Here is a 25040-nt window from a genome sequence, read left to right on the forward strand (position 1 = left end):
TGAAATCAGGCCTTCTCTTGGCTGTCCGGACGGAAATATCCGCCGGCCAGGGAGGGAGACATGGATTTCGACTATGTCATCGCCGGCGGCGGCTCCGCCGGCTGTACGCTTGCCGCACGGCTCTCCGAAGATCCTTCGAAAACGGTCTGCCTGATCGAAGCCGGCGGCGAGGGCAGGAACCTGCTCATCCGCGCGCCGGCAGGCATCATTGCGCTGCTGCCGGGCCGGCCGAAGATCAACAATTGGGGATTGCAGACGGTGCCTCAGCAAGGGCTCGGCGGCCGCAAGGGCTACCAGCCGCGCGGCAAGGCGTTGGGCGGCTCCAGCGCCATCAATGCCATGCTCTACACGCGCGGCCATCGCGGCGACTATGACGAATGGGCCGGTCTCGGCTGCCAGGGCTGGTCGTGGGACGAGGTGCTGCCGTATTTCCGGCGCGCCGAAGGCAACCAGCGCGGCGCCGACGCGCTGCATGGCGGCGACGGGCCGCTCAGGGTCGGCGAACAGCAGGAGCCGCGCCCGATCGCGCGCGCCTTTGTCGAGGCCTGCGGCGAAAACCAGATCCGCCGCAACGACGATTTCAACGGGCCGGAACAGGAAGGGGCAGGGCTCTATCAGGTCACGCAGTTCTGGGGTGAGGCCAGGAATGGCGAGCGCTGCTCGGCGGCCGCCGCCTATCTGCATCCGGCGATGAGCCGGCCAAACCTCACCGTTATCACCGGCGCGCATGCCACAGGCATCGTGCTGGACGGCAAGCGCGCCACCGGGGTTCGCTATCGCAAGGGCAACAGCGATGCGGTAGCGAAAGCCAGGCGCGAGGTCATCGTCTGCGGCGGCGCCTTCGGCTCGCCGCAACTCCTGTTGTTGTCCGGCATCGGTCCGGCGGATGAGCTTGCCGCGCAAGGCATAGCCGTCGCCCATGATCTGCCCGGGGTCGGCAAGAACCTGCAGGACCATCTCGATTTCATCCTGGCCTGGACATCGAAGGATGCCGACATGATGGGTATCGGCCTGCGTGGTCTGCCTGGCCTGCTCAGGCATATGCTGCGCTGGCGCAGAAACGGCACCGGCATGATCGCCACGCCCTATGCGGAAGGCGGCGCCTTCCTCAAATCCGATCCGGCGATCGACCGGCCCGATCTGCAGCTGCATTTCTGCATCGCCATCGTCGACGATCATGGTCGCAAGCTGCATCTGGGCTACGGGTTCTCCTGCCATGTTTGCGTGCTTCGGCCGCATTCGCGCGGCGAGGTCGGGCTGTGGAGCCCGGACCCGCTGGCGCCGCCGCGCATCGATCCGCGCTTTTTGTCCGACGAGCGGGACGGGGACCTGCTGCTCAAGGGTGCCAGGATGATGCGCGGCATATTGGAGGCGCCGGCGCTGGCGAAGTACCGCGACAAGGAAATCTATACCGCCGGCGTTTCCAGCGATGCCGCGCTGATGGCGCATATCAGGGCTCGCGCCGACACGATCTATCACCCGGTCGGCACCTGCAAGATGGGTGTCGATGCCATGGCCGTGGTCGATCCTGAGCTCAAGGTGCGCGGGCTGCAGGGACTGCGTGTCGTCGACGCGTCGGTGATGCCGACATTGATCGGCGGCAACACCAACGCACCGACCATCATGATTGCCGAAAAGGCGGTCGACATGATCAGGGCAGGTGCCTGATTTTCTCGCCTCGTGGTCGGACCAACTGTGCTGCTTCTCCCTGAATGCGCTGCTCTGCCGCTCAGCTCAAGGCGAAAAAACTCAATCTGGTCAGACCAATTGTGCGATTTGGGCTTTCCCTGTCGCGAGCCTGCCCCTAGGATAGGGCCATTATTTCGCGATCCGAAATAATGGCCAGCAAAGGGAGGAGACCGGCATGGCAGGCAAGAAGATATTGATGCTCGTTGGCGAGTTCAGCGAGGAATACGAGATTTTCGTCTTTGAACAGGCCATGCATGCGGTTGGCCATACGGTGCACGTCGTCTGCCCTGACAAGAAGGCCGGCGACATCTTGAAGACCTCGCTGCACGATTTCGAGGGCCATCAGACCTATACCGAAAAGCTCGGCCACGACTACATCTTGAACAAGACGTTTTCCGAGGTCGATCCGGCGCAATACGACGCCGTCTATGCCGCGGGCGGGCGCGGACCAGAATATATCCGCATCGACAAAAGGGTGCAGGCGCTGGTCAGGCATTTCCATGAGACCGGCAAGCCGATCTTCACCATCTGCCATGGCGTGCAGATCCTGATCGCGGTCGACGGCGTGGTGCGTGGCCGGGAGGTTGCGGCGCTGCAATATTGCGAGCCGGAGGTGACGCTTGCCGGCGGCATCTACATCGATGTCGCGCCGACCGGCGCCCATGTCGACGGCAATCTGGTGTCGGCCAAGGGTTGGCCCGGCCTCGCCGCCTTCATGCGCGAATGCCTGAAGGTGCTTGGCACCGAAATCCGCGACGGCAAGGCGCTGATGCGCGACGAGCGCAAGGCTGCCTGAGCCGGTTTTTGGGAGATGCCGCCGCGCCTTTGGTGCGGCGGTTTGTTTCTTTGTTTTACGCACTTCCGAAGGGAAAGCGCTGCGCGCTTTTCCCGGGAAAACCACTTCACACTTTTCCTGGAATTGCTTTTAGGCTAAGGCCCGCGCTTCGCGAAACGAGATCAGCTTGCGGCGCTGTTCGTCCCACAGCGCTAGCTTGACGCAGCGCAGGCTGTCGAGCAGCGTGACGCGGCCGATGCCGCGCAGTTCCGGATAATCGCGCAGCACTTCCTGCAGTCGGTAGCCCGGCACCTTGGCCGAGAGATGGTGCACGTGGTGGACGCCGATATTGCCAGTGAACCAGTTCAGCACCGGCGGCAGGTCATAATAGGACGAGCCGTGCAGCGCGGCGTGCTGAAATTCCCATTCTTCGTCCTTCGCCCATTCAGTCTCCTCGAACTGGTGCTGGACGTAGAACAGCCAGATGCCGGCCGAACCGGCGAGAATGACGATGGGCAGGTGGACGACCAGGAAAGCGCCGGGGCCGATCCACCAGATGAGCAGGGCCGCGGCAATCGCAATGGCGAGATTGGTGGTCATCGACGACACCCAGGGTGTCAGGCCGCCGCGCATCATGCCGATCGGCAGCCGCTGTTCGAAGATGAACAGCCAGATCGGGCCAAGGCCGAACATCACCAGCGGGTGGCGGTAGAGCCGATAGGCAAGGCGTCCCCGCCAAGACAGCTGCCGATATTCAGCAACCGTCAACGTCCTGATGTCGCCCATGCCGCGCTCGTCAAGATTGCCGGCGCTGGCGTGATGGGTGGCGTGCGCGCGCCGCCAGCAATCATAGGGCGTCAGCGTCAGCACGCCGAGCGCGCGGCCGATCCAGTCGTCGGCGGTGCGGTTGGCAAAGAAGGAGCCGTGGCCACAATCGTGCTGGATCATGAAGATCCGCACCAGAAAGCCGGCGGCGGGAAGGATGAGGATCAGGCCCCACCAGTGGCCGTAGGAATAGGCGGCCGACGAAAGCGCCCACAGCGTGACGAAAGGAATGAGGGTGATGGCAAGTTCGAGGGTGCTGCGCCGCCGGTCGGGCTTCTTATAGCGCGCCAGAATCTTCAGCCAGGCGCGCTTGCTGTTGGCGGCCGTCTCGGGGGAAATCATGTTCATCAGGAAGCATAGGCGTGGCTTGCCGCCGCCGCAAGGCAAAGCTCACGCAAAATTACTGCGCGTAATTGTCGCGCGATTGCGCCGCTATTGCCGGCGTTGGCCGCCTGCCACGCTGGCTTCTATGCCGTCCAGACGGTCGAGCAGGTCCCGAAAATGCTCCGGAATGTCGGCCTCGGTTCGGAATGCCGGCAAGCTGCGCAGGAAGCGCTTCGTTGCCTCGGTCCCGAACTGGCGTCTGATGTCGGCGGCGAGCTCTTCGCTCCTGTTGCCGTTGTTGCCTGTCATTGTCCCAAAATCCTTGTTGGCTTCGAAACTCCTCCGGCATCGGAATGGTTCCCCCATAGCGGGGTATTGGCAAGCAAAGCCGGCTGTTACGGTAAAATTTGAATTAATTTCGAAAGATCTTCGCGATGCGTGCCAGGGCCCTCAGAGCGGCTCGAAGCATCGCTTGCCCCTTGATTTTTGACCGCCAAACCTCGATATCGGGCGCAAATCCAAACCATTCGAATGACGGGAAACGGCGATGAGCGACCAGACAAAAGACGAACGCGCGCCCGAGGATATCGAAACGGCCGAGGCCGAGCGCACGCAAGGCGGCATTGACGGCGACTATGAAGCGCTGGTGCGGCTGCTGAAGGAAAACGAGGAACTGAAGGACCGCGCGCTGCGCGTCGCGGCCGAAATGGAAAACCTGCGCCGCCGCACAGCCCGCGACGTGCATGACGCGCGCACCTATGCGGTGGCCAATTTCGCCCGCGACATGCTTTCGGTCTCGGACAATCTGCGCCGCGCGATCGACGCCATCCCCGCCGAGGCCAAGGCCGGTGGAGACGCCGGCTTCAAGGCGCTGATCGAGGGTGTCGACCTGACCGAGCGCGCCATGCTGTCCGCGCTCGAGCGGCACGGGGTGAAGAAGCTGACGCCGGAAGGCGAGAAGTTCGACCCGAATTTCCATCAGGCAATGTTCGAAGTGCCCAATCCCGACGTGCCCGCCAACACCGTGGTCCAGGTCGTGCAGCCGGGCTATTCGATCGGCGAGCGCGTACTGCGGCCCGCCATGGTCGGCGTCGCCAAGGGCGGCCCCAAGATCACGGCAGGCGAGGCGCCGGTCGAGCCGGGTCCGGTGAACGAGCAGGCTGAGAAGGATGCGTGAGGCAAGGCAATAGGCAGTAGGGGCCGTATCAATCGCACGGCTTCGTGTTATTCATACTTCCCCTAATTCCTAATCCCTATTGCCTCATGCCCTCAAACGCCATCGACCTCCTCGACTATGCCGGCGTCGCCGTCTTTGCCGCGACAGGGGCGCTTGCGGCTTCGCGCAAGCAGCTCGACATTATCGGCTTCCTGTTTCTGGCCAGCGTCACCGGCATCGGCGGCGGCACGCTTCGCGACGTCATCCTCAACCTGCCCGTCTTCTGGGTCGCCAACTCCGGCTATGTGCTGATCTGCGCAGTGGTTGCTGTGCTGGTCTTCTTCATCGCCCACCGCGTCGAATCCCGCTGGAAATGGCTGCTCTGGCTCGACGCCATCGGATTGGCGGCCTTTTCGGTGATGGGCGCGGCCAAGGGGCTGGCCATCACCGGCTCGCCGGTCGTCTCCGTCATTATGGGCGTGCTGACCGCCACATTCGGCGGCATCCTGCGCGATCTGCTGGCCGGCGAGCCGTCGGTGCTGTTGAGGCCCGAAATCTACGTCAGCGCGGCGCTCGCGGGCGCCGGCCTTTATACGCTTGGCGATCTTGCCGGTCTGCCGCCGCTCGCCTCTGATATCGCCGGTTTTGTCGCGGCTTTCCTGGTGCGCGGCGGCGCGCTCAAATTCGGCTGGACGTTTCCGTCCTACAAGAGCCGCCCGGGGCGGCGGCCGGAGGATATCCCGTGAAGAAGCGAATAGCGAATAGGGAGTAGCGAATAGGGTTGAACTGGACAAGGCCCGCGCAACTTTCTATTCGCTATTCGCTATTCGCTATTCGCTATTCGCTATCACGCCGCAAAACGCTGTGCTTCCCCGCCATAATAGTTGACGTAGCGGGCGCCGATTTCCTTGACCGGCATCACCACGAACACATCGACGGTGGAGAATTCGCGGTCGATGACGCAGCCGTCGCCGATGCGGGCGCCGACGCGCAGATAGCCCTTGACCAGCGGCGGCATCGCCGCGATCGCCGCCTTGGCGTTGACCGCCTCGATCGGCATCAGGTCCATCGAGCAATAGCGTCCGGAGACCGCCCGCACATCCCAGGCCGAGTTGGTGCGGCAGTGATGGGCAAGATAGGTGAGCGCCTCGGCATGCGCAGCCGGCACCGTGCCGTGGAACGAGGCGCAGCCGGTCATCACGCCGATTTCATAGTGTTTGATATAGGCCCAGATGCCTTGCCACAGCGCTTCGATGGTGCGCTTGGAGCGGTATTCCTTAAGAACGCAGGAGCGGCCGAGCTCAAGGAAGCGCTGGCCGGGATGGCGAGCGATGAGCTTGGTCAGCTCGAATTCGCCTTCGGAATAGAAGCCGCCTGCGGTCGCCGCGATTTCTTGCCGCAGCAGGCGATAAGTGCCGACGATGCGGCGGTGCTCGGGACCGGAGATCGAGGTGTCCAGTACCAGCAGATGGTCGCAAAGGGGGTCGAAACGGTCGGCGTCGCGCCGGTCCTGCGCTTGGAACAGATCCTTCCTGGCGCCAAGCTCGTCATAAAATACCCGGTAGCGCACTTCCTGCGCGGCAGCGATCTCGGCCTCGTTGCGGGCAAGCCGCACTTCGAGATTGCCGATCCGGCCCAGCGGTGCGCCTGTTGCAACAGCATCAGCGTTACGCGCGGCGAGCAAAGCGCCGCCCGCGTTGGGCCGAGTGTCACATTCCGGCATAACTGTATGCACGAGTGATTCTCCTTCGAGCCATCCCTCTTGGCACGGGGATACGGTGTAGGTGCAACAGGATTGTGACAGTACCGTGATACGGCGCTGCGGGCAATACTTCGTCGGCTGGCGAAAACCCTCAACCGGCTACCTTACGTGATGGGGAGGGGCCGCCAGAACGGCCTCAGGCGGCCACCTGACCCTCGACAGCATGGACCAGCGCGTCGGGGTCGAGCGGCTTGGTGACGAAGCCGCTGGCGCCATGGGCGAGCACTGTGTGGCGGGTCTTTTCCTGGCTGTCGGCCGACAGAACCATGATCGGAACCGGCGGCACGGCCATTTCTTCCTCGTGCCGGCGGATGGCGGCAATCGCATCCAGCCCGTCCATCACCGGCATGTGCAAATCCATCAGCACCACGTCGAAGCGGTGTTTCATTCCGGCTTCGGTGACCGCCTCGACGGCCGCCTTGCCGTTGCCGACGACTTTTACGCGATGCCCGGCCTTTAGTAGCGTCGCGCGGGCCAGCATGGCGTTGATATCGTTGTCTTCGGCGATCAACACCGACAGGCCATGCTGGCGTCCGCCAGCGGCCCGAAGCGATGACGCACCGCTTTTTTCCGGCTTCATGGGCAGGGGCAAAACTGGAGAATGGCTGGTCAACAGCACCCGCATCAGCGTTTCGCCGCGCACCGGCCTTGCCAGGAAGGTGGCGTAGCCGCTGGCGCGGAATTCGCCAAGCATGCCACGGTCGGTCGGCGCGATCAGCGTGATCGCCTCGCAATCGGCAAAGCCGCTCTGGCGCAGGCGTTTGAGCAGCCTGCCGTCGCTGTCTTCCATGGCGGCGTCGATTAACAGCGCGTCGCAATGTTCGGCGAAAGGCGCTGCCTGAGGAGCAGTTGTGGCGAGGTCGATAACGCCGCCATGGGCGCGGATGGTGCGGGCTATGGCATTGGCCTCTACCGCGTTCTTCGACACGATCACGGCGCGCCGGCCGGCGAGGATATTCTGCCGGTTCTGCGGCGCTTCGGTGGCCCCTGTGGCCGGGAGCTCGAAGACGAATTCAGATCCCTCACCAAGCCGGCTCGACACCGAAATGGAGCCGCCCATGGCCGTCGCCAGGCGCCTCGATATGGCAAGGCCGAGGCCGGCGCCACCGTGGGTGCGGGTCGAGGTGCCGTCGGACTGTTCGAATTCCTCGAAGATGCGTTCCATGTCCTCTTCGCGCAGGCCAGGGCCGGTGTCGGCGACGGTGAAGCAGATGCGGTCGCTGGTCTCGGTGCGCACCCGTGCAACCGAGACCAGCACGCCATGATCATCTGCGGCACGTCGGGTTCGACATGACAGCCGAGGCCGATGTTCTTGGCGAAGGCTTTCGCCGCCATCAGTTCGATGATGTTGTCGGCAACCTCGCGCAAAGATGTCGGCTGCGGCTCCGGGTCGAAGCGGCCGGCCTCGATCTTGGAATAATCGAGCAAATCCTCGATCAGCGCCAAAAGGGCGCTGGCCGAGGTCGAGACGGCGGCGACATAGGTGCGCTGCTCCGGCGAGAGATTGGTGTCGGCCAGAAGCTTGGCCATACCCATGATGCCGTTCATCGGCGTGCGGATCTCATGGCTGACGGTGGCGAGGAAGCGCGACTTGGCCTGGCTGGCGTATTCGGCGCGCTCGCGCGCGGTAATCAGCGAAGATTCGGCGCGCTTGCGGGCGGTGATGTCGCGGGCAATCGCCCGGTGCGAAACGGCGCCGCTATCCTTGTCGCGCACCGACAGTTCGATCCACGAAAACCAGCGCGGACCGTTCGGCGTGCGGATGGAGACGTCGGTGGAACTCAGGCATTCGTGATCGGAAAAGGCGGCGTCGGGAACGACACCGACATCGATGCCGAGGTCAGCCAGCGTCCTGCCGGCAAGATCGCGCTGATCGGTTTCGACGAGGCCGGCGAAAACCTTGTTGGCATAGACGATGTGGCCGTCGCGGTCGCGGTGGACGACGAGATCGCCGAGCGCATCGATCAGCCCGCGAAAACGCTCCTCGCTCTCCTGCATCTCCCACATGCGGTCGGCCAACGTCTCGATCTCGGCGCGGCTGCGGGCGGCGGTTTCGTCGAGCAAGGCGTTCGCGCGGTGTACGGTGCGGCGGCCGCGCAGATGCATGGCGACGCCGGCGAGGCCTGTCACCAGCAGGCCGATCGTGATGAAGATCGGCGCGCCGGTGAGGTGGGACAGGCCCGCCAGCACGACACTGGCGACGACCGTCAGGAACAGCAGGCCCTCGTGCGTGGCGCGCGGAAAATCCGGCGCCAGCGGCGGCGGGGCAACATGCTGCCGCCTAGGCGTCGCCGGGCTCGGCCCTTCGACGCTCTCGGCATGGCTCTTCTCTTTCCTGGCGGACTCCGCGATCATGCGGAAATCCTTGGCAGATAGAGATTATGGAAGATTGCGGCGGATCGTTCGAATTTTAGCAGTAATGCACTTTCGCCGCCTTAAGCCTTACATATCCACGACCACGCGGCCTCTGATCTTGCCCTCGACGATGTCCTGGGCGGCGGCGATGATGCCGTCGAAGCCGATGGTCGTCGACAGGCCGGCGAGCTTTTCCAGATCGAGATCGGTGCCGATGCGGCGCCAGGCTTCCATACGCACCGCCTTGGGCGCCATCACCGAATCGATGCCGAGCAAAGAGACGCCGCGCAAGATGAACGGGGCGACGCTCGACGGCAGATCCATGCCGCCGGCCAGGCCGCAGGCGGCGACCGCGCCGCCATAGGCCGTCATCGACAGCACATTGGCCAGCGTGTGGCTACCGACGGCATCGATGCCGCCGGCCCAGCGCTCCTTGGCCAGCGGCTTGGCCGGTTGGGACAGCTCGTCGCRCGAAATCACTTCGGCGGCGCCGAGGTCGATCAGATAGGGGCTTTCGGCGTTGCGGCCGGTCGAGGCGATGACATGGTAGCCGAGGCTGGACAGGAGCGAGACCGCGACCGAGCCGACGCCGCCGGCGGCACCCGTCACCACCACCGGGCCGCGATCCGGCAGGATGCCGTGCCGCTCCAGCGCCATGACGCACAGCATCGCCGTATAGCCGGCGGTGCCGACCGCCATCGCATCGTGGGCAGTGATGCCGTCAGGCAGCGGCACAAGCCAGTCGCCCTTGACGCGGGTGCGCCCGGCATAGGCGCCGAAATGCGTTTCGCCGACGCCCCAGCCATTAAGGATCACCTTGTCGCCCTTGCGCCAGTCGGCATGCGACGACGAGAGAACGGTACCGGCGAAATCGATGCCAGGCACCAGCGGCCAACGGCGGATCACCGGTGCCTTGCCCGTGATGGCCAGCCCGTCCTTGTAATTGACCGTCGTCGCCTCGACCGCGACGGTGACGTCGCCTTCCATCAGATCGGCTTCGCTGAAATCGACGATCCCGACCGATTGCTTCTTTTCGGCGTCGCGAGAAACGAGGATGGCTTTGAAGGTTTCGGACACTTTTTTCTCCTCGGTCGAGCAGCTGTGAATGCCGGCAAAGGCTGGCCGGACTGTGCGGCGACGGTCCGGCGAGGTCAATTGGTCAAAAGAGTTGGGCGTTCAAGCATCGGGACCTTGCGGCTTCACTTCGCGCCGCCAGCCGATGAGTTCGTCGAAGACGACCAGCACGGCGCCGACCGAGATGCAGGCGTCGGCGAGGTTAAAGATGGCGAAGGACCAAGTCTGCGTGTGGAACAGGATGTAGTCGATGACGTGGCCATACGTAGCGCGGTCGACGAGATTGCCCAGCGCGCCGCCGACGATCAGCGCGAAGCCGATGCGGGCAAGCACATGGCCGGGCGGTGTACGCGTCGCGAGATAGAGCACGAAAGCGACGACGAGAACCGCAATCACCACCAGACCGGTGTCGCCGAAGGACTCGAACATCGAGAAGGCAATGCCGGTGTTGAAGGTGCGAAACAGCGCCAGGAACGGCACCAGATCAATCTTCTCCTGAAAGGCGAGGTTGGTCTCGACCAGATATTTTATCCACTGATCGAGCGCAAAGGCGACAATGGCCAGCAGGATGTAGGGAGACCAAGATTTCACGGTTTGGTATCCTCAGGGGCAAGCTTCAGGGCGCCGCGCCGGATCTCGAACAGCATGACGCCGGTGGCGACCGCCAGGTTGAGTGAATCGGCCCGGCCGGCCTGCGGGATCCGGAGCAGCCTGTCGCAGCTTTCGGCCAGATTGTCGGGCAGGCCCTGCTGTTCATTGCCCATCATCAGGAGCACCGGACCTCTGGAGAAATCGACCGAGCGGTAATCGACCGCCCCTTTCAGATGGGTGCCGACGACGAGGCCTGAAAAGCTGTTTCGCCACGCCAGGAACGCTTCCGGCGTCGCCTTGGTCACCGGCACGGCGAAGATCGAGCCCATGGTGGCGCGCACGGTCTCGACCGAAAACGGATCGGTGGTTTCGCCGACCAGGATCACGCCCTTGGCGCCGACGGCATCGACGGTGCGGATGACGGTGCCGAGATTGCCGGGATCGCGCACCCGGTCGAGCGCCACCCAGACATCGCCATCGTGAGCGCGGATATCTCTTAGCGGCAGAAGTTTCTGCTGGAAGACGCCGACCACCATTTGCGGATTGTCGCGGCGGGTGATGGCGACCAGCACCTTTTCCGACACTTCGAGCACGGTGCCGCCGGCGGCAACCGTGCGCGCCGCTACCTTCTCGACGGCCGCATTGCCGCGTCCGGCTTTGGCGAAGACCAGCGTCCTGATCGACCAGCCGAGGTCGAGCGCGTCGATCACCAGCTTCAGCCCTTCGGCCATGAAAGCATTCTGCTGGTCGCGGAATTTCTTCTGCGCCAGCGCCTTGATGTCCTTGATCAGCGGGTTGGCGAGGCTGGTGACTTCCTTGACCTGCCCCGGCGCGCCGGCGTGCCGTTCATTCATTTATGACTCCCGGGCATTCAGGACTCCCGGGCATTCAGGCCACCCAGCGCGAAAACAGCGATGTCGACAGCGCCCGGCCGGCGGATTGCTCGCGGATGATGAGTTCGCCTGACTCAACCGTGCCGCCCATGCCGGCAAAGGTGTCGCGCATCAAGGCATGGATAGCGAAGAAGGAGGCGCGGATCGAATAGGCGGTTAGCACCACGGCGAGCGGCTTCGGCGTCAGGATCGCGCGGCAGAGATCGGTCAGGCCGGGCAGATCCTCGAACAATTGCCAGACCTCGCCCTTGGGGCCGCGGCCATAGGCTGGCGGGTCGAACAGGACGATGTCGTAGCGGCTGCCGCGGCGCTCCTCGCGCTCGGCGAATTTCACCGCGTCGTCGACGATCCAGCGGATCGGCTTGCTGCCGAGGCCGGCCATTTCCTGGTTTTCGCGCGCCCAGCCGATCGCCTTCTTCGAGGCATCGACATGGGTGACCTCGGCGCCGGCGCGGGCTGCCACGAGAGAGGCAAGGCCGGTATAGCCGAACAGGTTCAGCACCTTGACCGGCCGCTTTGCCGCCGCGATGAGCGCGGCCATATGGTCCCAGTGCGAGGCCTGCTCGGGGAAGACGCCGACATGGCGAAACGAGGTGAAGCGGCCGAGATAGTCGATGCCGTCATGCTTCATCGGCCAGGTCTCGCCGAGCGGCATTTTGGGAAAGCGCCAGCGGCCGATGCCTTCCTCGTCGGTGTCGCCGGTGAAGATGGCGTCGGCGCGGTCCCAGTCCCTGGCCGGCAAGGCCTTTTGCCAGATCGCCTGGCCTTCCGGCCGCACGATGCGGTAGGGCCCGTATTGTTCGAGTTTTTCGCCGGCGCCGCTGTCGAGCAGCGCATAATCCTGATTGGGCGCCACTTCGAGGATCACCGGCAGGCGTTCGGCCGGCAAGGCGCCGTCGCGGCGCGCAAGGATGCGCGGCGGCGGCTTGGGATCAGACCGGTCGTCCGGTTTTGTTTCGTGGCGCCTGGGTTCCGGTCTCGCTGGCGCAGCGGCCGGCCGCGGCCGCGCGTGTTCGGCCCTGCCCTTTGCGGGCGGACGGTTGTCGCGGCGTTTGTCGCGAAAAGACTTCAAGCAGGAGCGTCTCCGGAGGCGGCAGGCCGCTTTTGACATAGGGTCACCGGCTGCGCAAACAAAATGGTCCAGCATACGAATGTCTGAGGTGGTGGACCTCGCTGAGGAAACAGGCAAATCTGGAATCATGTCCCGCTCCGAACGCCTGCTCGACCTGATCCAGATCCTGCGCCGGCATCGCCGGCCGGTCAGTGGCCGCACGCTTGCCGGTGAGATGGGCGTTTCGATCCGCACGCTCTACCGCGACATCGCCACGCTGCAGGGGCAAGGCGCGCCGATCGAGGGCGAGGCGGGGCTGGGCTATGTGCTGAAGCCCGGCTTCATGCTGCCGCCATTGATGTTCACCGATGAGGAGATCGAGGCCATTGTGCTGGGATCGCGCTGGGTTGCCATGCAACCGGACAAGCGTCTTTCGGCGGCCGCCGCCGACGCGCTGGCCAAGATCGCCGCCGTGCTGCCAGACGATCTACGCGAGGATCTCGATGCAAATACGCTGCTGGTCGGGCCGCGCGGCGAGGCCGTCGAAGGCATCGACCTTGGCCTGGTGCGCCAGGCGATCCGTAATGAGAGAAAACTCGGCTTTCTCTACCGCGATGCCGGCGGCGCCGCTTCCGAGCGCATGGTCTGGCCGTTCGCGCTCGGCTTTTTCGACAAGGTGCGGGTGGTGGTGGCCTGGTGCGAGACGCGCCAGGACTTCAGGCATTTTCGCGCCGACCGCATGTCCGGTCTCAACGCCACGGACATGCGCTATCCCCGCCGCCGCCAGGCGTTGCTCAAGGAATGGCGGGTGGTCGACAGGCTGCGCAGTCGATGATCGCTGCTGCCAGAATCTGACAGCAGCTCGTCCTATGGTCTCCAAGTCGAAACATTCAACTTGGAGACAGACCCATGGCAACCCCGAATTTCGTCATCCTTTATGTCGATCAGCCGCAGCAGAGCGGCGCTTTCTACACCGCTTTGCTCGGCCGTGAGCCGGTGCAAAGCTCGCCGACCTTCGTGCTGTTTGCGCTCGACAACGGGCTGATGCTCGGCCTGTGGTCGCGCCATACCGTCGAGCCGGCGGCAAGTGCGGCCGGTGGCGGCGGCGAAGTCGCCTTCGCGGTCGGCAACATCGCCACCGTCGCAGCAACGCATGACGAATGGGCCCAGCGCGGCCTGAAAATCCTCCAGGCGCCGGTCGATATGGATTTTGGCCACACCTTTGTCGCGCTCGATCCCGATGGCCATCGCCTGCGCGTCTTTTGCCCTAATGATTGAGGAGAGCCACGATGACGAAATACTGGATCGCGGTTGCGTCCGCCGAACATGTGCGGCGCGGCCGCGAGGCTGGCTTCATGCAGGTCAACCACGGCAAGGCTGCACCCCTGCGTCGCATCGAGCCCGGTGATGGCATTGTCTACTACTCGCCGACCACAATTCTGCGCGAGAAGGACAGCCTGCAGTCCTTCACGGCAGTTGGCACCGTGCGCGAAGGTGAGCCCTACCAGGGCGATATGGGCGCCGGCTTCACGTCGTTCCGGCGCGATGTCGAATGGGCCAAGGCGAAGGAAGCGCCGATCAAGCCGCTGCTCGAACAACTCGACTTCACCGCGGGCAAATCGAATTGGGGTTATCAGCTGCGTTTTGGCCTGTTCGAAATCACCGCGCATGATTTCTCACTGATCGCCGAGGCGATGGGCGCCGAAACGACAAAGGCAGCCTGAGGTCTTCAGCCGCCGGATCGGCACGGCAAAATGGTGACAAGGCTGCTGACACCAGCTTGTCAGCAGCCTTGTGCGACAAGCGCATTGTCATCAAATCCCGTCGCGCTTGGCCAGGAGGCTATCATGGACTTCGTCTCGATCCGCATCATCACCGGCCAGATCAAGCCTCTTGTGGCATTCTACGAGGCGATTACCGGGCTTGCCGCGACCTGGTTCACCGAAGATTTCGCCGAACTGGCAACGCCCTCCTGCACGCTGGCGATCGGCAGCACGCGCACCCTGGCGCTGTTCGGAACTGATGTGGCGCAGCCAGCCGCCAACCGTTCGGTGATCATCGAGTTTCGCGTCGGCGATGTCGACGCGGAGTACAGCAGGCTGACGGAAACCATCGGCGACTTCGTGCAGACGCCGACGACGATGCCATGGGGAAATCGATCGCTGCTGCTGCGCGATCCCGATGGCAATCTGGTGAATTTCTTCACTCCGGTCAGCGCGGAAGCGATCCGGAAGTTCGATCGCAAGGCTGACGCCGTGACGCCGGCAGACGCTACGGCTTGAGAGCGTTGTAGACGGCAATGCCGGCGGCGAGGTCCTCGAGCGCGGCGCCTACCGACTTGAACAGGGTGATCTCACCGGCGCCCTGCCGGCCCTGTTTTTCGCCGCGCGCCAGTTCATGCAGATCGGCGACGATGGCTTCCGGTTTCAGCACGCCGGAGGCGAGCGGCTGGACGATGTCGCCGGCTTCCTTCGTGGCGCCGGCGCGGGTGTCGACATAGATGCGGGCGCGCGTGATCGCATCGTCGTCGCTTTCGCGCATGGTCGGCGTGAAGCCGCCGACCAGATCGACATGCGCGCCTGCTTTCAACAGCGCGCCCTTGACGAGTGGCGTCGTCGTGATCGTCGCCGATGAGACGATGTCGGCCTCAGCAAGCTCGGCGTCGAGATCGCTGGCTGCTTCGGCGTTGAGACCTTCCGCACGCAAATCCGCCGCGACCTTTTCGGCATTGGCCGGCGTGCGGTTCCAGATGCGGATGGTCTTGATCGGCCGCACCGCCGAATGCGCCTTGGCCAGGAACGGCGACAGCGCACCGGCGCCGACCACCAAGAGCCGCGAGGCGTCCTCGCGGGCGAGATAGGAGGCGGCCAGAGCCGAGGCGCAAGCGGTGCGCCACTGCGTCAGCCGCTGGCCGTCGATCAGCGCCTCGGGCTCGCCGGTGGCGCCGTTGAGCAGGAGATAGAGCCCCATCACCGCCGGTTTGCCGATGGCGTTGTTGTCAGGCGATACGGTGACGATCTTGACGCCGATATGGCCGCCAACCGAGGTGCCGGCGGCATGGAAGTCGGTCCAGGCCGGCATCAAAAGCAGCGTGGACGTGGCACCGTCCGGCCGCTCGACCCCATGGTGATGGCGGACCGGCTGCACGGCGCCGTCGCGGAAGGCCGTGCGCAATGTCTCGACCAGCCCGGGAAAGGTCAGCGCTTGGTCGACAGCGTCGGCCGAAATGGTCAGCATGCAAAACTCCGCGAAGATAAAAGCGCCGCTCAGGCCGTTGGCTTCGGCAGCGCCGTCCCCTGGCCTGAGCCTTGCGGCGCGGCCGGCACGCGGCTGACCGCCTGGCGCAAATTCTCGGCCTCGACGCCGCGCTGGCGCGCCAGCTTGCGGTAGCGGCCCTGCTTGACCCAGGTCGCCAGGCTGCCGACGACCATGCCGATGGCCAGCGCCACGAACAGAAAGATGAACAGCGGCAAGTTCAGCGTCAGCTTCGGGTTGCCGGGGTTGAACGGGTCGAGCGTGAAGGCGACCAGTTCGCGGTTGGCGACGGCCAGCGCAATCAGGATGACGGCCAGCGGCACGAAGACCACGATAAGTATGAAGCGGTTGAACATAGAGATTCCTTGGGGAGGGCAGGCCTTGAGAAGGCCGACGCGTCAAGTCCGCGCTTATTTGCCGCCGTTCAGCCTTTCACGCAATTCCTTGCCGGTCTTGAAGAACGGCACCCACTTCTCCTCGACCTCGACGGATTCGCCGGTGCGCGGGTTGCGGCCGGTCCGGGCAGGGCGGTTTTTCACCGAAAAAGCGCCGAAGCCGCGCAACTCGACCCGGTTGCCTTCGGCAAGGGCATCGGTGATCTCGTCGAAGATCGCCCCCACGATGTTTTCGACGTCGCGCAGGAAAAGATGCGGGTTGCGCGTGGCAATGATCTGCACAAGCTCGGATTTGATCATCAGAAAGGTCCCCGTGAAAGCGCTGCGGTCAAATTATCGGGATGATTTTATTTGCTTTTTTACTCGCCCCAAACGGCAGATCAAGGGTGCCAGACGGAAACGAGACCGTCAAGAAACAAGCGATCGGCGCCAATTTCGTGTAGAACGTCGCTGCTGGCGTCCGGCAGGCCGAGCGCGCCGCCCACGCTGCGCGCTATTGCCTTCGAGAACAGGAAGCCGCCACGCCGCTCGGTGTCCTTCCATTCCACTACCTTGAGCTTGGCGTCGACACCCTTGGTCGCCAGCCAGTCGATCGCCACGCTCTCGCCGCCGACAGCGTCGATCAGACCGTTGGCGAGGCCCTGGCGGCCGGTGAAGATCGAACCGTCGGCCAGGGCAAGTGCCTGCTCGCGGGTCATCTTGCGGCGCTCGGCGACAATGCCGACGAACCAGTCGTAGCTGTCGAGGATAAGCTTGCGGACCATGGCGCGCTCATCGTCATTGGTCGGCTTGAAAGGCGAGGGCGCGGCCTTCAGCGGCGAGGATTTCACTTCCTCGAGCTTGATGCCGACCTTGTCCATCAGGCCACTGACATCGGGATACTGGATCAGCACGCCGATCGAGCCGACGATCGAGGTCTTGCGGGCGACGATGTGGTCGCTGGCGCTGGCGATCATGTAGCCGGCCGATGCCGCCAGCGTGCCGACCTCGGCCACCACCGGCTTGTCGGCGGCAAGCTTGCGCACCTCTTCGTAAATCGATTCGCCGCCGACCGTGGTGCCGCCGGGCGAATCGATGGCCAGGATGACGCCCTTGACTTGCGAGGACGTGCGGATGGTTTCCAGCCGCTTGATCAGTTCCTCGTCCTCGGTGATGGTGCCTTCGATCCTGACCTTGGCGATGTGGTCGACGGAAGAGCCGCCGAGGTCTTCGCCATAAAACCAGCCTGCAAGCGCAACCACCCCGAGCGCCACGATGGCGATGGCGACGCCGCGCCAGAAGGTCAGCTTGCGTCGCAAGCGGCGGCGGTCGATCAGGTCGTCGGCTCTCAGTGCCATGGTCTGCCTCATAGTCGGTGGGAAGCGATGCTTTTAAAGCAAGCGTCCGCGCCCGGCTACCTCTTCCTGACGGGCCTGCGACGAAGCGACCTTCAGGACGGAGGCATTTCAGGAAAAAATGACGCGGCGCGTTCGTTTCTGCTATGAAGTGCCGAAATTGTGTCGCCTGATTTCCGTTTGCAAAAACAACGGCCGTCACATTTTTGTGGTTTTCCTCCGCTTGTGCTTGCTTGCGGGGGCCGGCAACCCACCTATAGCAGGTGTTTTGGCGGACAAGGGTTTACTAGAAGACAGTCATGCTAGCGCGATCGAACGAAACGACCAACGCCGATGCGGCCTTGGCGCCCACGGCGCCAGCGGGCACGCGCGGCGATGCCTTCGACCGCGCCCAGCGCCATTCGCGCCGCGTGCGCGTGCTTAAGTTTGCAGTGCCGGTGCTTGCCGCTGGTATCGCGGTTGCCTTTCCGGTCTATTCCTACCTCGCGGCGCCGATCAACATTTCGATACAGGCAGACGGCACCGCTTTCGCGGATGGCAAGCTGGTGATGGCCAACCCTAAGCTCAACGGCTTCACCAAGGGCAAGCTGCCCTATTCGCTGACGGCCTTGCGTGCCATCCAGGACGTCGGCAAGCAGGACATCATAGAACTCGAAGGTATTCATGCCAAACTGCCGCTGACGGCCGACAATGTGGCGACCGTGGACGCCAAGCGCGGCATCTATAACCGCAGCGCCAACACGATGGACATGACCAGCGACGTCACCGTCACCACCACCGATGGCGTCGCTGCCATCTTCAAATCGGTCTTCCTCGACATGGGCAAAGGCTCTATGAAGACAGGTGATCCGGTCGATGTCAGCCGTAACGGCTCGCGGATCACGGCGGGTTCGATGGCGGTCGAGGAAAATGGCAAGGTTGTCGTTTTCGAGAACAAGGTAAGCGTTCACATCGATCCGGCCACTATGAAGGCGGCAGAGGCAAAGAGCGGAGAATCGAATGCGTCCCAGTAATTCGGCACGGCTTGTCGCCGCAGCTTCGGCCTTGCTGTTGCTGGGTATGGCGCCGTCCTGGGCTCAGTCCAGCGCCAGCAGCCAATCCGGGCTCAAACTGTCGGGTGACCAGCCGATCCAGATCGAAAGCGACAAGCTGGAGGTCCGCCAGGCCGACAGCATGGCGCTGTTCAGCGGCAACGTCACCGTCACGCAAGGGCCGACTTTGCTGAAAGCCGGCAGCATGGAGGTCTACTACGTCAAGGACCCCAATGCCGCCAAGGGTGCGGCGGCCGGCGCGTCGGCGATGACAGGTTCGGCCAACATCGACCACCTGGTGGTCAAGAACAAGGTCTACATCAAGTCCAATGACCAGATCGCCACTGGCGACAACGCCACATTCGACATGAAGACGCAGGTGCTTGTCCTGTCGGGCAAGGAGGTCGTGCTGTCGCAGGGCCCCAACGTGCTCAAGGGCTGCAAGCTCACCGTGCAGATGAAGAGCGGCCTGGCTCAGGTTGATGGCTGCGGCGGGCGCGTCATCATGTCGATGACGCCGCCGCCGAAATCCGAGGCGCCGAAGCCCGAATGACTGGCATATCGTCGCTGCTGACCCGCCTTCCGGGACGGGCGGCCAGCAAACTTGCTGCACCGGCCACAGTCACCGTCGATTCCGCGAAGTTCAAGGGCACCCTGATCGCCAAGGGTCTGACCAAGAGCTACAAGGGTCGCAAGGTGGTCAGCGGCGTCACCATCGGTGTGCGCGCCGGCGAGGCTGTCGGGCTGCTCGGGCCCAACGGCGCCGGCAAGACTACCTGTTTCTACATGGTCACCGGTCTGGTGCCGGTCGACGAGGGCACGATCGAGATCGACGGTTTCGATGTCACCTCGATGCCGATGTACCGCCGCGCCCGCCTCGGCATCGGCTATCTGCCGCAGGAAGCCTCGATCTTCCGCGGCCTGAATGTCGAGCAGAACATCCGTGCCGTGCTCGAAGTGGTCGAGAAGGACCGCAAGGTGCGCGAGCGCAGTCTCGACGAACTGCTCGAGGAATTCCACATCAGCCATCTGCGCAAGGCGCCGTCCATGTCGCTGTCCGGCGGCGAGCGGCGGCGCTTGGAAATCGCGCGCGCCTTGGCGACGCGGCCGGCCTACATGCTGCTCGACGAGCCTTTCGCCGGCATCGACCCGATTGCGGTGGCCGACATCCAGCAGTTGGTGCGCCATCTGACGGCGCGCGGCATCGGCGTGCTTATCACCGACCACAATGTGCGCGAAACGCTCGGCCTCATCGACCGCGCCTACATCATCCATGCCGGCCAGGTGCTGACGCATGGCCGCGCCGACGAAGTGGTGGCAAACCCAGATGTGCGCCGGCTTTACCTTGGTGAGGGTTTTACGCTCTGAGCGTGAAATTTGTTTCCTGACGCGAATTTTGCCGCCTCGCCGGGCCTTTTTCTCCGATTTTTGCGTGAGATAATGCTCCGGTAAGGCCCTTTTGCCGTCGTTCGCCTTGACAAGCAAAAGCTGGGCCAGTTTCTATGGAGGGTCGGAAAAATTCATTTTCCGGCAGCTTCTGATGTGTAGGCTCCCGGGTGTAGAAGGGCGTTTGAAACCGAACCATGGCGCTGGCGGCGAAATTACAGCTACGACAATCCCAGTCGCTGGTGATGACGCCGCAGCTGATGCAGTCGATCAGGCTGCTGCAGCTGACCCATATCGAGCTCGACCATTTCATCGACGACGAGATCGAGCGCAATCCATTGCTGGAGCGCGCCGAGCCCCAGGATGATGCCGCAAGCGACCAGGTGCAGAAGGGCGATACCGCGCCTGAGCCTGCCGCCGACGGCGACTGGTTCGAGAGCGAGACGGTCTGGAGCGCCGAAGCGATCTCGGACAAGCTCGACAGCTCACTGGAAAACCTGTTTCCCGACGATCCCGGCACCCGCGAGCGGCTCGGTCCCGACCTGACGGCGCAGTGGAAGTCGGCCACCGGCAATGGCTCGTCCGGCTCGTCCGAAGGCTTCGACGTCGGCGACATGGCCGCCGCGGCGATCACGCTGCGCCAGCATGTCGGCGAGCAGATCGCGCTTGCCTTCGCCGATCCGGCCGCAAGGTTGATTGCCAGCGAACTGGCCGATGGCATGGACGAGGCCGGCTATCTGCGCGCCGATCCCGCCGAGATCGCGAAGCGACTGGGCGGCGATCAAGCCATGGTGGCCAAGGTGCTGGTCGTCTGCCAGACATTCGAGCCGGTCGGCCTGTTTGCGCGCGACCTTGCCGAATGCCTGTCGCTGCAGCTTGCCATGCGCGATCGCCTCGATCCGGCGATGAAGACGCTGGTCGCCAACCTCGAACTCTTGGCGCGGCGCGATTTCCAGACGCTGAAGCGGCTTTGCGGGGTCGACGAGGAGGATCTCCTCGACATGCTGGCCGAAATCCGCGCGCTCGACCCGCGCCCGGGCACGGCGTTTTCGGGCGGCACCAGCGACGCCATCGTCGCCGATGTCGAGGTCCGCGCCGCCAATGACGGCAGCTGGACGGTCGAGCTCAATGCCGAGACGCTTCCGCGCGTGCTGGTCGACCACATCTATTTCGCCCAGGTTTCGCCGCAGGCGAAGAACCAGGCGGAGAAGGATTTCCTGGCCGAATGCCTGCAGAACGCCAACTGGCTGACGCGCAGCCTCGACCAGCGGGCAAAGACGATCCTGAAAGTGGCGTCGGAAATCGTGCGCCAGCAGGATGCTTTTCTCGTCCACGGCGTCCGCCACCTCAGGCCGCTCAACCTGCGCACGGTGGCCGACGCCATCGGCATGCACGAATCGACCGTCAGCCGGGTGACGGCCAACAAATACATGCTGACGCCGCGCGGCGTGTTCGAGCTGCGCTATTTCTTCACTGCCTCGATCGCGGCGTCGGGCGGTGGCGAGGCGCATTCCTCGGAAGCGGTGCGCGACCGCATCAAGCAGCTGATCGACGAGGAAAAGCCCGCCGACGTGCTGTCCGATGACGCCATCGTCGACATGTTGAAGGAGAGCGGCGTCGATATTGCCAGGCGCACCGTGGCCAAGTACCGCGAGGGCATGAACATTCCCTCATCGGTGCAGCGGCGGCGTGAAAAGCGCGCTTTGGCCAGCGCCGGGCGCTAGTTCTGCTTGCCCGGCACGGCTTTTGCTATGGCTGGATTTCCACAACTTTGGACCTTCATTGACAAGCCGCAATGAAGTGTCTAGAAGCCCGCCCGCATGAGACGGGCTCGCGGCCCGCATGCGGATGGTCCGTCACGATGAAGGCCACGGGACGGCCAAGAAGGCGGATTGTGATCAACCGGAAAGTTCGGATCTAAAATCGGCGCAAGTTGACGCCGCAAAGCTTGTGCGCACGGACCACGAGTATAAACTCTGGCCAGTTTGAAGCCTGAGCAAGGAAGGTCAGTTTTCAGATGAAGCTGCGCATATCGGGAAAGCACATGGATATCGGCGATGCGTTTCGTACGCGCATCACCGATCGTGTCGGCGAAGCGATCGGTAAATATTTCGATCGCGGTTTTTCAGGGCATGTCACCGTCATCAAATCGGGGTCGCGCTATTCGGCCGATTGCATGATCAGGCTGGATTCCGGCGCTTCGCTGCAGGCGACCGGCGATGCCCAGGATCCAACGCTTGCCTTTGAGGCGGCGGCGGATCGACTCGAAACCCGGCTTCGACGCTACAAGCGCCGTCTGAAATCGCACAATTCAGGCAATGGCAATGGTGAAATCACCGACATCGCCTATACGGTGATGGCGCCGCTTGCCGACGACGACGAGGAGTTTCCGGAGGATTTCGCCCCGGCCATCGTCGCCGAATCAACCATGACGCTGCAGACCATGTCGGTGGCGTCGGCAGTCATCGAGCTCGACACCAAGGAGAGCCCGGTCTTCGTCTTCCGTAACGCCGGAAACGACCACCTCAACATCGTCTATCGGCGGCCGGACGGAAATATCGGCTGGATCGACCCGTCCACGACCAAAGTCGCACAAGCGTGACGACAATGGGTCGCACGGGCGTGACGACAACAGTCGCACAGAGATAATAGCCAGCCGCGCGAGGGGCGAGGACTGGCGACGGCAGGCGAATAAGGGATTTTCAAGCATGGATCTGAGCGATCTTATCAACGTTCCGGCGATCTTGCCGGCGTTGAAGGCGAACTCCAAAAAGCAGCTTCTGCAATTGCTGTCCGAGAGAGCGGCAGCGATTTCCGGCATTCCGGAGCGCGAAGTGTTCGACACCATCCTGCAGCGCGAACGGCTGGGCTCCACCGGCGTCGGCAACGGCATCGCCATTCCGCATGGCAAGCTCGCCGGGGTGAAGCGCATTGCCGGCGTCTTTGCCAGGCTGGAGACGCCGGTCGATTTCGAGGCGCTGGACGACCAGCCGGTCGATCTGGTGTTCTTGCTGCTGGCTCCGGAGGGCGCTGGCGCCGATCACCTCAAGGCGCTGTCGCGCATCGCCAGGGTGCTGCGCGACGCCGATACGGTGGCCAAGATCAGGGGTACGCGCGATGCGGTCGCCATCCACGCATTGCTGTCGGACACACAGGCTTCGCACGCGGCCTGAGGTTTTGTTGGATTAAGCCTTCCAGGGGCCGCCATGGGCGGCCCTCTCCATTTCGAACACTGACTGCTATCGCCTATTCTTATCGATCAACCATGATCTTGCCCGAAAACCGGTTCCCGCTTTTCGGGATCATGGTTTAGTGAATGGCGACAGTCGTCAGGTCGTTTTCCATGGCTCCGGCCAAAGCCCGGTCTTTCGCATCCGAAAGCAGGATCGGCTGGCCGTTGGCGGCAAACAGGGCCCACAGGACCATACCGGGCGCTATTTCGCCGAGATTGGGGAAGCGGCCGAGCAGTTCGTCGCTCGAGACCTTGCGGAGGTAAGCGACCGAGCCTTCGCCGAGATGGGCGAATTCGCCGCTGGTCATGGTGATGGTTTCGTCAGTTCTGGTCATTTCAAAGCCTCCTTGGCGCGAGGACGCCGTTCAAGGCCATCCCGCATGAGAGCCATCGGTAAAGATCAGTCTTTCACCGATATATTTATTTTCCGTACCAGCCGTTCGGACTCCGGCCGATCGAGATCGATCGACAAAAGGCCGTTCTTCAGTTCCGCTGCGATCACCCGCATGCCGTCGGCCAGCACGAAACAGCGCTGGAACTGGCGCGCGGCGATGCCGCGGTGGAGGAATTCGCGCTCGGTGTCGTCGGTCTGACGGCCGCGCACGACCAGCTGGTTTTCCTCCGTGGTGACATCGAGATCGCTTTCTGCGAATCCCGCGACAGCGAGCGTAATGCGCAGCCTTTCGGCCTTGCCGTCGGCACCGCTGAGGCGCTCGATGTTGTAGGGAGGATAGCTGTCACCGGATTTCGCCAATCGTTCCAAGGTCTTTTCCATGGCATCGAAACCCAGGAGAAGCGGGCTGGAGAAGGGCGTCATTCGGCTCATGTTACACTGTCCTCTTTGGAGCGACATAAACTGGAAAAACCCGGATGGCATTTTTCCCGATGGTCTTGATATGGTCCGCGCCGCGGCCAAGTTCAAGCCGTCTAAAACCCCCGCCAAAAAGACTCCCCCGCATAAGGAAATGAAATGCCCCAGACCCGCAAGATCATCATCGACACGGATCCCGGCCAAGATGATGCCGTCGCCATATTGCTGGCGCTCGGCAGCGCCGAACTCGAGATCGTCGGCATCTCCGCTGTTGCCGGCAACGTGCCGCTGAAATTGACCGAGAAGAACGCCAGAAAAATCTGCGAACTGGCCGGTCGACCCGATATCAAAGTCTATGCCGGCGCCATCCGCCCGCTGGCGCGCGAACTCGTCACCGCCGAGGAAGTGCATGGCAAGACCGGCCTCAACGGCCCGCAACTGCCCGACCCGAAGATGAAGCTGCAGAACCAGTACGCGGTCGATTTCATCGTCGAGACGCTGATGAAGGAAGAGGCCGGCACGATCACGCTGTGCGCGCTCGGACCGCTCACCAATGTCGCGCTGGCGCTGATGCGCGAACCAAAGATTGCGCCGCGCATCAAGGAAATCGTGCTGATGGGCGGCGGTTTCTTCGAGGGTGGCAATGTCACGCCGACCGCCGAGTTCAACATCTATGTCGACCCTCAGGCCGCCGACCTGGTGTTCAAATCCGGCATTCCGATCGTCATGATGCCGCTCGACGTCACCCACAAGGCGCTGACCACGGCCAAGCGCACGCAGGCCATCCGCCAGCTCGGCACCAGGGTCGGCACCGCGACTGCCGAGATGCTGGAATTCTTCGAACGCTTCGACGAGGAGAAATACGGCACCGATGGCGGTCCGCTGCACGACCCGTGCGTCATCGCCTATCTCTTGAAGCCGGATTTGTTCAAGGGCCGCAACTGCAACGTCACGGTGGAAACGGCCTCCGAGCTCACCATGGGCATGACCGTGATCGACTGGTGGGGCGTGACCAAGCGGCCGAAGAACGCCATGGTGATGCGCGACATCGACCATGACGCCTTTTTCGCGCTGCTGGTGGAGAGGTTGGCGCGGCTGTAG

General features: G+C 63.3%; 28 protein-coding genes and 1 pseudogene. 15 read left to right on the forward strand and 14 right to left on the reverse strand.

Annotation, left to right across the window (positions count from 1 at the left end; all coding sequences use genetic code 11):
* Positions 1-60 precede the first annotated feature (60 nt).
* Positions 61-1668, forward strand: a complete 1608-nt coding sequence (locus tag AC1DYO_RS23460) for a GMC family oxidoreductase (RefSeq protein ID WP_477266852.1) — start codon at positions 61-63, stop codon at positions 1666-1668.
* 196 nt (positions 1669-1864) lie between these two features.
* Positions 1865-2485: a DJ-1/PfpI family protein gene (locus tag AC1DYO_RS23465; protein WP_142868981.1), complete on the forward strand. Its 621-nt coding sequence runs from the start codon at positions 1865-1867 to the stop codon at positions 2483-2485.
* A gap of 129 nt (positions 2486-2614) precedes the next feature.
* On the opposite strand, the gene AC1DYO_RS23470 is transcribed toward AC1DYO_RS23465, so the two are convergent.
* Positions 2615-3637, reverse strand: a complete 1023-nt coding sequence (locus AC1DYO_RS23470; protein ID WP_477266853.1) for a fatty acid desaturase — start codon at positions 3635-3637, stop codon at positions 2615-2617.
* Between the two features lie 84 nt (positions 3638-3721).
* Positions 3722-3922: a hypothetical protein gene (locus AC1DYO_RS23475; RefSeq protein ID WP_477266854.1), complete on the reverse strand. Its 201-nt coding sequence runs from the start codon at positions 3920-3922 to the stop codon at positions 3722-3724.
* A 238-nt stretch (positions 3923-4160) separates the two neighbouring features.
* On the opposite strand from AC1DYO_RS23475, the gene grpE reads away from it, so the two are divergent.
* Positions 4161-4790: a nucleotide exchange factor GrpE gene (grpE, locus tag AC1DYO_RS23480; RefSeq protein ID WP_477266855.1), complete on the forward strand. Its 630-nt coding sequence runs from the start codon at positions 4161-4163 to the stop codon at positions 4788-4790.
* 86 nt (positions 4791-4876) lie between these two features.
* Complete coding sequence (locus AC1DYO_RS23485) at positions 4877-5515, forward strand: trimeric intracellular cation channel family protein (protein ID WP_477266856.1); 639 nt, start codon at positions 4877-4879, stop codon at positions 5513-5515.
* Between the two features lie 101 nt (positions 5516-5616).
* On the opposite strand, the gene olsB is transcribed toward AC1DYO_RS23485, so the two are convergent.
* The 6 genes and pseudogenes from olsB to AC1DYO_RS23515 all read right to left on the reverse strand — a co-directional run bounded on the left by olsB (position 5617) and on the right by AC1DYO_RS23515 (position 12516).
* Positions 5617-6492 (reverse strand): l-ornithine N(alpha)-acyltransferase, encoded by an 876-nt coding sequence (gene olsB / locus AC1DYO_RS23490; RefSeq protein WP_210285015.1) that lies wholly within the window; start codon positions 6490-6492, stop codon positions 5617-5619.
* A gap of 175 nt (positions 6493-6667) precedes the next feature.
* Positions 6668-8886 (reverse strand): annotated as a pseudogene (locus AC1DYO_RS23495) (response regulator).
* 87 nt (positions 8887-8973) lie between these two features.
* A complete protein-coding gene (gene acuI, locus AC1DYO_RS23500) occupies positions 8974-9963 on the reverse strand; it encodes an acrylyl-CoA reductase (NADPH) (protein ID WP_477266857.1) in 990 nt (329 codons plus the stop codon).
* Between the two features lie 99 nt (positions 9964-10062).
* The gene (lspA, locus tag AC1DYO_RS23505; protein ID WP_477266858.1) at positions 10063-10551 is read right to left on the reverse strand and encodes a signal peptidase II; all 489 of its coding nucleotides are present in this window, start codon (positions 10549-10551) and stop codon (positions 10063-10065) included.
* A complete protein-coding gene (locus tag AC1DYO_RS23510) occupies positions 10548-11405 on the reverse strand; it encodes a TrmH family RNA methyltransferase (protein WP_477266859.1) in 858 nt (285 codons plus the stop codon). Before AC1DYO_RS23510 ends, lspA begins: the two co-directional genes overlap by 4 nt.
* Before the next feature lie 34 nt (positions 11406-11439).
* Positions 11440-12516, reverse strand: coding sequence for an RsmD family RNA methyltransferase (locus AC1DYO_RS23515; RefSeq protein ID WP_477266860.1), 1077 nt, complete (start codon positions 12514-12516; stop codon positions 11440-11442).
* Positions 12517-12643: 127 nt separating this feature from the next.
* On the opposite strand from AC1DYO_RS23515, the gene AC1DYO_RS23520 reads away from it, so the two are divergent.
* The 4 genes from AC1DYO_RS23520 (at position 12644) to AC1DYO_RS23535 (ending at position 14777) form a co-directional block, all read left to right on the forward strand.
* Entirely contained in the window at positions 12644-13330 is a 687-nt protein-coding gene (locus tag AC1DYO_RS23520) for a helix-turn-helix transcriptional regulator (protein ID WP_477266861.1), read from the forward strand.
* A 74-nt stretch (positions 13331-13404) separates the two neighbouring features.
* Positions 13405-13773: a VOC family protein gene (locus AC1DYO_RS23525; protein ID WP_477266862.1), complete on the forward strand. Its 369-nt coding sequence runs from the start codon at positions 13405-13407 to the stop codon at positions 13771-13773.
* An 11-nt stretch (positions 13774-13784) separates the two neighbouring features.
* Positions 13785-14219 (forward strand): EVE domain-containing protein, encoded by a 435-nt coding sequence (locus AC1DYO_RS23530; protein WP_477266863.1) that lies wholly within the window; start codon positions 13785-13787, stop codon positions 14217-14219.
* Positions 14220-14342: 123 nt separating this feature from the next.
* Positions 14343-14777 (forward strand): VOC family protein, encoded by a 435-nt coding sequence (locus AC1DYO_RS23535; protein ID WP_477266864.1) that lies wholly within the window; start codon positions 14343-14345, stop codon positions 14775-14777.
* Here the strand turns inward: AC1DYO_RS23535 and lhpI are convergent.
* The 4 genes from lhpI to sppA form a co-directional block, all read right to left on the reverse strand.
* Positions 14767-15732 (reverse strand): bifunctional Delta(1)-pyrroline-2-carboxylate/Delta(1)-piperideine-2-carboxylate reductase, encoded by a 966-nt coding sequence (gene lhpI, locus AC1DYO_RS23540; protein WP_477266865.1) that lies wholly within the window; start codon positions 15730-15732, stop codon positions 14767-14769. The genes AC1DYO_RS23535 and lhpI overlap by 11 nt on opposite strands.
* A 29-nt stretch (positions 15733-15761) precedes the next feature.
* Positions 15762-16106, reverse strand: coding sequence for a DUF1049 domain-containing protein (locus tag AC1DYO_RS23545; RefSeq protein WP_477266866.1), 345 nt, complete (start codon positions 16104-16106; stop codon positions 15762-15764).
* 54 nt (positions 16107-16160) lie between these two features.
* The gene (locus AC1DYO_RS23550; RefSeq protein WP_006200394.1) at positions 16161-16445 is read right to left on the reverse strand and encodes an integration host factor subunit beta; all 285 of its coding nucleotides are present in this window, start codon (positions 16443-16445) and stop codon (positions 16161-16163) included.
* Positions 16446-16525: 80 nt separating this feature from the next.
* Positions 16526-17482, reverse strand: coding sequence for a signal peptide peptidase SppA (gene sppA, locus AC1DYO_RS23555; protein WP_477266867.1), 957 nt, complete (start codon positions 17480-17482; stop codon positions 16526-16528).
* Between the two features lie 296 nt (positions 17483-17778).
* On the opposite strand from sppA, the gene lptC reads away from it, so the two are divergent.
* The 6 genes from lptC to ptsN all read left to right on the forward strand — a co-directional run bounded on the left by lptC (position 17779) and on the right by ptsN (position 23069).
* Entirely contained in the window at positions 17779-18492 is a 714-nt protein-coding gene (gene lptC / locus AC1DYO_RS23560) for an LPS export ABC transporter periplasmic protein LptC (protein ID WP_477266868.1), read from the forward strand.
* Complete coding sequence (locus AC1DYO_RS23565) at positions 18479-19063, forward strand: LptA/OstA family protein (RefSeq protein ID WP_023683069.1); 585 nt, start codon at positions 18479-18481, stop codon at positions 19061-19063. Before lptC ends, AC1DYO_RS23565 begins: the two co-directional genes overlap by 14 nt.
* A complete protein-coding gene (lptB, locus tag AC1DYO_RS23570; RefSeq protein ID WP_477266869.1) occupies positions 19060-19878 on the forward strand; it encodes an LPS export ABC transporter ATP-binding protein in 819 nt (272 codons plus the stop codon). The genes AC1DYO_RS23565 and lptB overlap by 4 nt, the downstream gene beginning before the upstream one ends.
* A gap of 215 nt (positions 19879-20093) precedes the next feature.
* Complete coding sequence (gene rpoN / locus AC1DYO_RS23575) at positions 20094-21620, forward strand: RNA polymerase factor sigma-54 (protein WP_477266870.1); 1527 nt, start codon at positions 20094-20096, stop codon at positions 21618-21620.
* A gap of 293 nt (positions 21621-21913) precedes the next feature.
* A complete protein-coding gene (hpf, locus tag AC1DYO_RS23580; protein WP_142869001.1) occupies positions 21914-22498 on the forward strand; it encodes a ribosome hibernation-promoting factor, HPF/YfiA family in 585 nt (194 codons plus the stop codon).
* A 106-nt stretch (positions 22499-22604) separates the two neighbouring features.
* Complete coding sequence (gene ptsN, locus AC1DYO_RS23585; RefSeq protein ID WP_135898701.1) at positions 22605-23069, forward strand: PTS IIA-like nitrogen regulatory protein PtsN; 465 nt, start codon at positions 22605-22607, stop codon at positions 23067-23069.
* A 136-nt stretch (positions 23070-23205) separates the two neighbouring features.
* Here ptsN and AC1DYO_RS23590 read toward each other — a convergent pair whose 3' ends face one another.
* Positions 23206-23463, reverse strand: coding sequence for a BQ00720 family protein (locus tag AC1DYO_RS23590; protein ID WP_023683072.1), 258 nt, complete (start codon positions 23461-23463; stop codon positions 23206-23208).
* Positions 23464-23528: 65 nt separating this feature from the next.
* Positions 23529-23954, reverse strand: coding sequence for an Hsp20 family protein (locus tag AC1DYO_RS23595; RefSeq protein WP_013893014.1), 426 nt, complete (start codon positions 23952-23954; stop codon positions 23529-23531).
* A gap of 144 nt (positions 23955-24098) precedes the next feature.
* Between AC1DYO_RS23595 and AC1DYO_RS23600 the strand changes: the two genes are divergently transcribed.
* On the forward strand, positions 24099-25040 hold the full coding sequence (locus AC1DYO_RS23600) for a nucleoside hydrolase (RefSeq protein WP_477266871.1): 942 nt from the start codon (positions 24099-24101) through the stop codon (positions 25038-25040).

The organism is Mesorhizobium sp. P2_F5, assembly GCF_056403715.1.